This is a genomic window from Mesorhizobium sp. M7A.T.Ca.US.000.02.2.1 (genome assembly GCF_003996995.1).
Taxonomy (GTDB): Bacteria; Pseudomonadota; Alphaproteobacteria; order Rhizobiales; family Rhizobiaceae; genus Mesorhizobium.
In genome coordinates this window covers 1-10,452 of sequence record NZ_RZTT01000212.1, presented here as the reverse complement: position 1 = coordinate 10,452, position 10,452 = coordinate 1, and the positions used below count along the sequence as shown (strand labels likewise).

Genomic DNA, 10,452 nt, shown 5'->3' with positions numbered 1-10,452 from the left:
TGGGTAGATCTCGGCGAGGTCGGCAAGATCTTCGGCCTCCGGCGAAATCAGTCCTCGATCCACCAAGCTCTCGTGAAAGACATCGACCAGAATGTCGAATACGGCACCCGTTAGAGGTTGCGACAAGGCATGCTCGTCGGTCCAGCCGTCCGCGAAATCGGCCATTGTCAGCTTGTTGTTGGCCTCGCGTATCTGGCGGTGCGGTGAAAATTCCGAAAAGCGAGAGAGTTGATTGGCGATGTAGAGGTTCCCACGCGTCACCGTCAGAACGTTTTCGATCACGGATGGAAAATGCATGGCCGCGATCAACGAAACGCAGTCGGAAAAGGCTTCCTGAAAGCCCAGATATTCGGGGAACTCAGCTCCCGGCTTGGGTATGCCGAGGACGCTGTAGACGAACGCATGGCCAACCTCATGCGCGATAATATCGAAGTCGAGGCTGAAGGGGAGCGCGCGTCCGTCTTTCGTGAATTGGCTGCCGAGCTCGAGGAAGCCATAGCCGTATTGAGCGTTGTCCCAATCCGGCAGGATCGAGATTTCCAGACGGTCGTGGTGATCGTGGAAATGCCAGACGAGCGGTTGGCCGATGTAACGCTCCCAAACGTCGAGCGTGAAGCGCACGCATCCGAACGCGTGCGCTGCTTCGAAGCCGGGCGTCGAGGGCTGATAGTGATCGAAGTTGCCTTCCTCGTCGGGAATGGCCGGATCGAGGATAGCTCGCGTCCAGGGCGGCAGGGAGATGAAGGGCGTGCCCAACGGACCGTGGTTGACGCCATAGGGCCGCATCTTGTCGGCCGGCTCGACGACATACATGCGATCGTCGGATGGGCCAGGTCCGACACTGCCTCGCGGGGACGAAACCGTAATGATCTCGGGACTTGACGTAGGGTCTTCGAACGGAGGCTGAACGAACAACCTGAACCGGGTACCCATTCCCCACCTCTCGGTTATATTAGTAGCATAACATAATATCCGCGGGATGGCGAGGGCGTTGGTTTGTCGGGTAAATCTTCCTGAAGGCCGATTCTTGATTATCGGCGACAATTTGACTCAAGAACAATGCGTATCGCTACTGCAGCAGCTGGAGCAACTTCTGGTAGCGAGGATGACTACGAACAGAGGCGAAATCGGAATCGTTCTTGAACCAGAGTCTCATCTCGGCGCCAGCCTGCGGCAGCCACGCTTCCAAAAGGTCGATCGAACGTTCGAACTCCCCCAGCAACGCATAGGTACAAGCTGCGTTGTATTGGACGTTGATATCGTTAGGGTCGATCGCCAGAGACCGGTCAAGCCACTTGGCCGCCCTATCGCGTTCACCAAGGAAGGCCAGCACGATAGCCCCTAGGCAGGCACAATTGGCGTTCTCGGGATGCAAACGGAGTTCCTCTTCAGCTCTCTCCAATGCGATTCGTGCATAAAGCTCCGCGTCGTTCTGTTGGCCGAGAGTACGAAAGACGTTCACCAGCATGACCGGTGCGCCGTAATCGGACGGTTTGATTTCCATCGCGCGCATGAAGTACGTGGCGGCGAACTCGAACTGGCCGCCGGTTACGCAAAACTCGGCATAGTAACGATTGGCCTCGTGGCAATTGGCGTCGAGCGTAAGAGCCTGTTCGAACGCCGCCGCAGCCTCGGAACGGCGATCGGCGAGGGACAGGGCAAAGCCCCTGGCTGAATGCGCTTCGGCCAAATTCGCGTCCAGGGCTAGGGCCTTGTCCGCGGTCGCGAGAATGTCGTCCACATGGATCGGTGAGCCGTAGTTCGACTGAAGGCGTACGTCGCAGACCGCCAGACCTGCATAGGCACGGGCATATCCCGGATCGAGCTCAATGGCCCTGATATAGCTTTGTCTGGCCATCAGGTGGTTGGCTCTGGTCGCGATGTGGCTGTAATCGCGCCCTCGAAGGTAATGCGTATAGGCTTCCACATTGTCTGTCGGCGCCTGCTCGATAGCTTTCCTCTCCTCAGGCAGGAGCTTGACCCTGAGCTGCGCCACGACCGCTTTGGCGATTTCGTCCTGCACGGCGAAGATGTCGGTGAGGTCGCGGTCGTAGCGGGCAGCCCAAACGTGTCCGTCCGTGGCGCCCTCGATCAACTCGGCATTGATCCTGACCCGGTTTACCGCCTTGCGGACGCTGCCCTCGACAATGTAGCCGACGCCAAGCTCCCTGGCGATGCGTTCCATCTTGTCGGTCCTGCCCTTGAACGCGAAGACTGTATTGCGGCTGAGCACGAACAGGCCGGAGACGTTCGAGAGGTCGGTTATGATGTCTTCAGTGATGCCATCGCTGAAATACTGCTGGTCGGGATCAGCGCTAAGATTGGCGAATGGCAGGATCGCCACCGACGGCTTGTCGGACCGCACCAGCGTCTGGACGGTTCTGGCCGCAACATGCGTCTCGACATAAGGCACGCCCTGGTCCCAGTTGGCGAAGTAGACATGCACCTGCTGGGCAATGTTCTTGACGGTCCTGGTGCCCTGATCGGCGAAGTCGACGCCCAGCTTGTTGCCGACCGCATGGCGCACCGCTTCCGAGCAGGCAATGCCGCCGGGCATCGCGAGGCCCTGCAGCCGCACCGCAAGATTGACACCGTCGCCCTGGAAATCATCACCGTCGACGATGATGTCGCCAAGGTTGATGCCCATGCGAAACTTGAAATGCCGGTCCTCGGGGATGCCGGCATTCCGCTCGGGCATGCCGCGCTGGATCTCGACCGCGCAGCGCGCCGCATTGATTACGCTGCCGAACTCGACCAGAAAGCCGTCACCCATCACTTTGAAGATGCGCCCACCGTGCTTGGTGACGGTCGGATCGAAGAACTCCCGTCGATGCTGCCGAAGGAGATTGAGCGTGTGCTCTTCGTCGACCTCCATAAGACGGCTATAGCCGACCACATCCGCGGCCAGGATCGCCGCCAGCCGACGCTCAACATGCTCCTCGGACATGTCGTCTCCTGAAATCGCAGACAATTGTTCCGCCTGAGTTAGTTCTAGCTGATTTACCTGCTCGGCGCCAACGCCGCTGGAGGTCGCTCGCGCCCGATTCGCGGTCTCGGCCGTCAGGGTCGCGAAATGGAAGCGAAAGCCGTTGGCCGATTATCCATGGCATATCGATCGCCCTAGACGCAAATTCCGGAGCCGCCTCGCTCTACCCGCTGACAACCTGTTGAGGCTCAACACCCAGGTCGGATGGGCAGCCCTACGTTCCCGGCTTCGGCTGGAAACGTCGTCCCCCCCCGCTCCCCGGCGCCAGACAGCAAAAAGGCCCGGTTACCCGGGCCCTTTATGCTTTTCAAATCTTAAGAAGATTTGGAGCGGGTGAAGCGATTCGAACGCTCGACCCCAACCTTGGCAAGGTTGTGCTCTACCCCTGAGCTACACCCGCTCGCGCGGCGTCTTGGCCGCAAGCCGGGCCTATATGGCTGAAGAGCGCGGCGATTGCAACAGGGAAATCGCAGGCTTTTTGCGACACGATGCGCGGGGCCGGCAAGCCGCCGGCGGGCGCGTGAGTGGCGGGCGGCGGGGCGCCAGCGCGAAGGGCGGTGCCGCTCACCATGATGTCGCATGACGGTCTTGTGTCGGCTGCCCCATTGGCCGTAAACGGCTGGCTTGAGAAACGGGACGAAACCGATGCCGAAGACCGAAGCCGATTTGATGGCCTTTCTTGCCGAACTCGGCATTGCCACGTCGACGAAGCGCCACCCGCCGCTCTATACCGTCGCCGATTCGCAGGCACTGCGCGGCGAGATCGCCGGCGGGCACACGAAAAACCTGTTCCTGAAGGACAAGAAGGACAATTTCTTCCTGGTCACCGTCGGCGAGGACGCGGTCGTCGACCTGAAGCAGATCCACCAGGTGATCGGCGCCGCCAGCCGGGTTTCCTTCGGCAAGCCGGAGATGCTGATGGAGCTGCTCGGCGTCACACCGGGCGCCGTCACGGTCTTCGGCGTCATCAACGACACGGCAAACAGGGTCAAGCTCGTGCTCGACAAGGATTTGATGGAGCATGCGGTCATCAATGGGCATCCGCTGACCAATGAGGCGACGACATCGATCGCGGCGCGCGACCTGGTCAGATTCGTCGAGGCAACCGGGCACGATGCTGCTATCTTGAAAGTCTCCATGTGATCGCCACATGGATGGCTTGAGTCAGATGGTCTGAAGCATAGGGCGCCTGGCCGCCGGCCGGCGGCGCCACGGAAGGGTAGAGAGATGAGCGACAACAATCCGTTCGGCGGCTCCTTTGGCGGCAATGGCGGCCAGTACAACACCTCGGTACAGTATGGTGGAGCCGCGCCGGCGCCGGCGAAAGTCGCGCTTGGCGATGCGCCCGCCGCTCCCGCCGATGTGATCAAGGACACGACGACGGCTGCCTTTGCCGCCGATGTCATCCAGGAATCGCGCCGCCAGCCGGTGCTGGTCGATTTCTGGGCGCCCTGGTGCGGGCCTTGCAAGCAGTTGACGCCGCAGTTGGAGAAGGCGGTCAAGGCCGCCGGCGGCAGGGTCAAGCTGGTGAAGATGAACATCGACGACCATCCCTCGATCGCCGGCCAGCTCGGCATCCAGTCTATCCCGGCGGTCATCGCCTACAAGGACGGCCAGCCGGTCGATGGCTTCATGGGCGCCATCCCGGAGAGCCAGATCAACGAATTCATCACCAAGGTCGGCGGCAAGGACAATGGCGCGCCGCCAGTGGCTGAAGCCCTGGCCGCGGCCATTGAGGCGCGCGCCGCCGGCGACATGCAGACCGCGGCCGACATTTATGACGCCATCCTGGCGCAGGCGCCGGAGACGATCGAGGCGATCGCCGGACTGGGCGAACTGTTGTTCGACGCCGGCGACACGGAAGGCGCCGAGGCGCTTTTGACAACAGCCCCGGAGGCCAAGAAGGATGCGCCGCCGCTGGCAGCCCTGCGCGCCAGGATGGCGGTTGCGGCGCAGGCGGCGGCTCTCGGCAATCCAGCCGAGTTCGAGCGCCGGCTGGCGGAAAATCCCGGAGATCACCAGGCGCGCTTCGATCTGGCCATGATCCAGAACGCCAATGGCGACCGCACCGCGGCCGCAGACAATCTGCTGGCCATCATCAAGGCCGACCGGGCCTGGAACGAGGACGGCGCCAGGACGCAATTGCTGCAGCTGTTCGAGGCCTGGGGCATGACCGACGAGGCGACGCTGGCGGCGCGCCGCAAATTGTCGGCTCTGCTGTTCTCCTGAGCCGGCTGCCGGTTGTTTTGCCGCACGGGCTTGGCGTCGGCGACGACTGCGCCAGATTAGCTGGTATGACGCGCTTCTGGTGAAGCGATCGGAGGAATATGGTGCAAGCGGGAAACGCGCATTACCGGCTCGCCAAGGATTTGCCGTCGACGATCCCGATCTTTCCGCTCGAGGGTGCGCTTTTGCTGCCGGGAGGCCGCATGCCGCTCAACATCTTCGAGCCGCGCTATCTGCAGATGGTGGACGAGGCGATTGCCGGCTCGCGGCTCATCGGCGTCATCCAGCCCAGTCTCGATGGCGCCTTGCGCGGCGATGGCGAGCCGGAGCTCTGCAATGTCGGTTGCGCCGGGCGCATCATCGCCTTCTCCGAAAGTGGCGACGGCCGCTACCTGATTTCGCTGCAGGGCGTGTGCCGGTTCCGCATCGCTCACGAATTGACGGTCAAGACGCCGTTTCGCCAGTGCAAGCCCGCGCCTTTCCTTGCCGATCTCGACGAGGATCAGGCGGACAACGAGATCGACCGGCCATCGCTGCTCAAGGCGTTTCGCGCCTATCTGCAGGCCAACGATTTGGAGGCCGACTGGGAAAGCGTCAGCCGCGCCGAAAATGCCATGCTGGTCAATGCGCTGTCGATGATGGCGCCCTACGGGCCGGCCGAGAAACAGGCGCTGCTCGAAGCAGCCGACCTGAAGACCCGGGCGGAGACGCTGATCGCCATCACCGAAATGGCACTGGCGCGCGAGAATGAGGATTTTGGCTCGAGTTTGCAGTAAGAGGGCGCGATGGCGGACGGACGTGACGGGAAGAAGGTCGACCCCAAGCTGCTGGAACTCTTGGCCTGCCCGCTGACCAAGGGGCCGCTGGCCTGGGATCCAGAGCGCGGCGAACTGATTTCCAGGGTCGCCAAGATTGCCTATCCGGTGCGTGACGGCATCCCGATCATGCTGCCCTCCGAGGCGCGGACGCTTTCGGTGGAGGACGTGCTCGCCCCGCCGCCGCCACGCTTGGGTGGGCCGGGCTGAGGGGCACGTTTCTTATACCCGCCAATTTGCCGAAGGCTGGCGGGACAGCGGGGGGCGCGAAGGATCGCCGACGTCCGCTTTCGTTCCGCCTTTGCCATGGCCTTCCCTACTGAAAATTGCGCCCCTTGGGCATGACCCTTTCCGCTTCTTCCGACAGCGTTGCGAGATCCTGCCGGATCGGTGCGCTTTGTTTGGCGGGGCTGGAGCGATCCGAACCGTCCTTGGCGAGGTCTCTCGGAGGAACCGCTGGTGCGGCCCCGCTGACCTTCTCCAGGAGTACGGTCAGCCAGGGCGTCAAATCCTCGATCCTTTCGGCAACGATGTGGACCACGCCCGATTCCGACTGCAATTTTCCGGTGACCTTGACGAACCGGGCGCCCATAACGATCGGCCGGTAACGGTCGAAGGTTCTTTGCCAGAAGATGACGTTGGCCACCGCCTTGTCGTCCTCCAGCGTCAGGAAGATCGCATTGCCCTTGCCGGGGCGCTGCCGCACCAGCACGAGGCCGGCGACGGAGACGCGCCTGCCGTCACGCACGGAAGGCAGGTTCGCATTGGGGATGACGCCGGCGCGGTCGAGCCGCTCGCGCAGGAAGGCGACCGGATGCGCCTTCAGCGACAGGCCGAGCGCGCGGTAATCATGGATGACATGCTCGCCTAGCGGCATTTTCGGCAGCTTCGTCTCGGGCTCCAGCTCGCGCAGGCGAAGCGCCGGCTGGTCGAACAGCGGCAGCCTTTCGGCGGCGCTCTTGCCGTCGAGTGCGCGCACCGCCCACAAGGCTTCGCGACGATCAAGGCCGAGCGAACGGAAGGCGTCGGCCTGCGCCAACCGCTCGATCTCGCCGACATCGAGGCCGGAGCGCAACCAGACATCCCGGACGGATACGTAGCCTGAGCCGCGCTGTTCGACGAAAGCCGCCATGCGCTCCTTCGACAGGCCCTTGATCTGGCGGAAGCCGAGCCGGACGGCATGCTTCGTCTCGATGACGCCGCGCATGTCGGCATGGCGCGGGAGGATACGGGCCGGATCGAAAGGTGCTTTCTCCAGCGTACAATCCCACATCGAAAAATTGACGTCGACATCGCGAATGTCGACGCCATGGTCGCTTGCGTCGCGCACGAGCTGGGCCGGCTGGTAAAACCCCATCGGCTGCGAATTCAGGATCGCGGCGCAGAACACGTCGGGATAGAAGGTCTTGAACCAGCAGGAGGCATAGACGAGCAGGGCGAAGGAAGCGGCATGGCTTTCGGGAAAGCCATATTCGCCAAAGCCCTCGATCTGCTTGAAGCAGCGCTCGGCGAAGTCCTTCGTGTAGCCCTTGCCGACCATGCCATTGATCATACGGTCGCGGTAATTGCCGATGGTGCCGGTGCGCTTGAAGGTGGCCATGGCGCGGCGCAGTTCATCGGCCTCCCCCGGTTTGAAACCGCCGGCGACGATGGCGATATTCATCGCCTGCTCCTGGAACAGCGGTACGCCTAGTGTCTTGCTGAGGATCGCCTCCAGCTCCGGTTTTTGATACTCGGGTTTTTCCTTGCCTTGCCGGCGGCGCAGATAGGGGTGGACCATGTCGCCCTGGATCGGGCCCGGCCGCACGATCGCCACCTCGATGACAAGGTCATAAAAGGTTTTCGGCTCAAGGCGCGGCAGCATCGACATCTGCGCCCGCGATTCGATCTGAAAGACGCCCAATGTGTCGGCACGGCAGATCATATCGTAGACCCGGGCGTCTTCTGCCGGCAGGGTGGCCAGCACATAAGGTCGGCCGTATTTGTCTCGCGCCTTTGGATAGTGGTCAGTAAGCAAGGTGAAGGCGCGCTGGAGGCAGGTCAGCATGCCGAGCGCCAGCACGTCGACTTTCAGGATCTTCACCGCGTCGAGATCGTCCTTGTCCCATTCGACCATCTTGCGCTCGTCCATCGCCGTCTTGACGATGGGCACGATCTCGTCGAGCCGGTCCCTGGTGATGACGAAGCCGCCGACATGCTGCGACAGATGGCGGGGGAAGCCCATGATCTCATTGGCACGCTCCATCACGTGCCTCGACACCGGATCGGTGCGGTCGAGGCCGCCGGCGCGGGCTTCCTTCTCGCCAAGCTCCGATGTCGACCAACCCCAGATCGAGCCGGAAAGCGATGCCCTGACATCCTCGGACAGGCCCATCGCCTTCGACACTTCGCGCAGCGCCGAACGGCCGCGATAGCTGATGACGGCGGCCGCACGTGCCGTGCGCTTGCCGCTGTATTTCTCGTAGATGTACTGGATTACGGTTTCGCGCTTTTCGTGCTCGAAATCGACGTCGATATCCGGCGGCTCGTTTCTCTCCTCGGAAATGAAGCGCTCGAAGAGCGAATCGATTTTTTCCGGTCCTACTTCGGTGATGCCGATGCAGAAGCAGACGACCGAATTGGCGGCCGATCCACGTCCCTGGCAGAGAATATCCTTGCTGCGCGCGAACTTGACGATGTCGTAGACAGTCAGGAAATAGCGGGCATAGTTGAGGCGTTCGATCAAAGCGAGCTCTTCCTCGATGCGCCTGGTCACCGAATCCGGCACACCCGCCGGATAGCGGTTGGCCGCTCCCTCCCGCGCCAGCCGCTCCAGTTCAGCCTGTGGGCCAAGACCCGATTCCGTCGGCTCGTCCGGATAATTGTACTGAAGGTCGCTCAACGAAAAGGTCAGTTCTTCCGCAAACCGCAGCGTCTCGGCCAGCGCTTGCGGATGCCTGCGGAACAGGCGCGCCATCTCCATTGGCGGCTTCAGATGACGCTCGGCATTGGCGCTGAGTTGCAGCCCTACCTCGGCGACGGGCGTGTTGAGGCGGATCGCGGTCAGCACGTCCTGCAGCGGGCGCCGTTCGGCGGTGTGGTAGAGAACGTCGTTGGTCGCCATCAGCGGAATACCGACGCTCTCGGCAAGCGCCGCGGCCTGCTCGATGCGGAAACGGTCATTGCCGGCGTAGTCGGGCGAAACGCCAAGCCGCAGGTTCCTGCCGAAGCGGCCTTTGAGGTCTCCAAGCAGGGGAAGACTATCTTCCGCGCCCGCCGACAGACCGGGCAGGACCGCCAGCGACATCAGGTCACCCCATTCGAGGAGGTCGCCGCGCTGGAGAAGGGTGGCGCCTTTTTCGTTCTCGTCGCGCAGATTGGCTTGGGTAAGCATGCGGCACAGATGTCCCCAGCCCTTGCGGTCCTGGGGATAGGCGAGGATGTCCGGCGTGCCGTCGCCGAAAACCAGCCGGCAGCCGGGGTGATAGGAGAGCTTTTCGACCTTGGCCTGCTGCCAGGCGCGCACCACGCCGGCCACCGTGTTGCGGTCGGCAAGCCCGATCGCGGAGAAGCCCAGGAGCTTGGCCGCGACCACCAGCTCCTCCGGCTTGGAGGCGCCGCGCAGGAAGGAGAAATTCGACTGGATGCCGAACTCGGCATAGGGGATGACGGTCAGCGCGTTCATGCGAAGACACCATGCATGAACCAGCGCGGCGGTACCTGCGTGTTGCCGTAAAGACCTTGCCGGTAGAGCCAATAGCGGCGGCCATCGGCATCCTCGATGCGGAAATAGTCGCGCGTCGATGCCGCCTCGTCGCTTGGCGCTTCCCGCCACCATTCGGCGGCGATGCGTTCCGGCCCTTCGGCGCGCGTGACCCGGTAGAGCGCGCGCCGCCAGCGGAAGTGCAGCGGTGGTCCTTCCGGCATTTCAGTGGCCGGCACATCGATGGGTTCGGGCGAGCGGAACAGCCGGATTGGCCGTTCCGGCGGAAAAATGGTTTGTGGCGCCTGCAGCCTGCCGGGCTTTTTCGGCGGCGTGGTCCGGCGCGGCGCTTCGGTGAAGGGGATCGTGGCGACAGCACGCTCCGGCAGATGGCTCTCGACCGCGACCGGCCGGAGAACCGCGCCCTCGCCGAGCCGGGCGCGGATGCGGTCGGCGAACAGCGCGATATCGGCGCCATCGTCGATCGTTTCACCAGTCAGATCAGCCTGCTGCATGTCGAAGGTGGCTGCCGCCAACACCGAGAGCCGCACCAGATCGAAACCATAGCCGGCATCGATATCCTGCTCGAGCGCGGCCAGCCTCTCATGGAACAGTTTCTGGATCAGCATGGGTTCGCGCATCGGCCGCGAGGTGCCGATGGCGATGCGGCTGACGGCGCCGTCGACGCGAAAGAGCAGCAGCGCCAGTGTCCTGGCACCCTCGCCGAACCCGTCACCCTGACC

8 protein-coding genes and 1 tRNA gene are annotated in these 10,452 nt (G+C 62.8%); 4 read left to right on the top strand and 5 right to left on the bottom strand.

The window, feature by feature from the left end; all coding sequences use genetic code 11:
• From EOD15_RS19835 to EOD15_RS19825, 3 genes are all read right to left on the bottom strand, one after another.
• Positions 1-933 (bottom strand): hypothetical protein (locus EOD15_RS19835; RefSeq protein ID WP_127408755.1); only part of this gene is annotated, 933 nt, incomplete at its 3' end.
• Positions 934-1,069: 136 nt separating this feature from the next.
• On the bottom strand, positions 1,070-2,947 hold the full coding sequence (locus EOD15_RS19830; protein WP_127320978.1) for an adenylate/guanylate cyclase domain-containing protein: 1,878 nt from the start codon (positions 2,945-2,947) through the stop codon (positions 1,070-1,072).
• A gap of 364 nt (positions 2,948-3,311) precedes the next feature.
• Positions 3,312-3,386 (bottom strand) — tRNA-Gly (locus EOD15_RS19825).
• Between the two features lie 245 nt (positions 3,387-3,631).
• On the opposite strand from EOD15_RS19825, the gene EOD15_RS19820 reads away from it, so the two are divergent.
• From EOD15_RS19820 to EOD15_RS19805, 4 genes are all read left to right on the top strand, one after another.
• Entirely contained in the window at positions 3,632-4,129 is a 498-nt protein-coding gene (locus EOD15_RS19820; protein ID WP_127320979.1) for a prolyl-tRNA synthetase associated domain-containing protein, read from the top strand.
• An 84-nt stretch (positions 4,130-4,213) separates the two neighbouring features.
• Positions 4,214-5,215 carry a thioredoxin gene (gene trxA, locus EOD15_RS19815; protein WP_127320980.1) on the top strand — a complete coding sequence of 334 codons (1,002 nt, stop codon included), beginning with the start codon at positions 4,214-4,216 and terminating at the stop codon, positions 5,213-5,215.
• Positions 5,216-5,316: 101 nt separating this feature from the next.
• On the top strand, positions 5,317-5,988 hold the full coding sequence (locus tag EOD15_RS19810; protein WP_023810888.1) for an LON peptidase substrate-binding domain-containing protein: 672 nt from the start codon (positions 5,317-5,319) through the stop codon (positions 5,986-5,988).
• Positions 5,989-5,997: 9 nt separating this feature from the next.
• Positions 5,998-6,237: a Trm112 family protein gene (locus tag EOD15_RS19805; RefSeq protein WP_013528775.1), complete on the top strand. Its 240-nt coding sequence runs from the start codon at positions 5,998-6,000 to the stop codon at positions 6,235-6,237.
• Between the two features lie 106 nt (positions 6,238-6,343).
• On the opposite strand, the gene EOD15_RS19800 is transcribed toward EOD15_RS19805, so the two are convergent.
• Together EOD15_RS19800 and EOD15_RS19795 are read right to left on the bottom strand one after the other, a co-directional pair.
• The gene (locus EOD15_RS19800; protein WP_127408754.1) at positions 6,344-9,691 is read right to left on the bottom strand and encodes an error-prone DNA polymerase; all 3,348 of its coding nucleotides are present in this window, start codon (positions 9,689-9,691) and stop codon (positions 6,344-6,346) included.
• The coding region (locus EOD15_RS19795; protein WP_348629428.1) for a DUF6504 family protein at positions 9,688-10,452 on the bottom strand (765 nt) is incomplete at its 5' end. The genes EOD15_RS19800 and EOD15_RS19795, both read right to left, overlap by 4 nt.

Coding starts and splice junctions, on each gene's coding strand:
- EOD15_RS19830 (WP_127320978.1), bottom strand. CDS start 2,947: ATGTCCGAGGAGCATGTTGAGCGTCGGCTGGCGGCGATCCTGGCCGCG.
- EOD15_RS19820 (WP_127320979.1), top strand. CDS start 3,632: ATGCCGAAGACCGAAGCCGATTTGATGGCCTTTCTTGCCGAACTCGGC.
- trxA (WP_127320980.1), top strand. CDS start 4,214: ATGAGCGACAACAATCCGTTCGGCGGCTCCTTTGGCGGCAATGGCGGC.
- EOD15_RS19805 (WP_013528775.1), top strand. CDS start 5,998: ATGGCGGACGGACGTGACGGGAAGAAGGTCGACCCCAAGCTGCTGGAA.
- EOD15_RS19800 (WP_127408754.1), bottom strand. CDS start 9,691: ATGAACGCGCTGACCGTCATCCCCTATGCCGAGTTCGGCATCCAGTCG.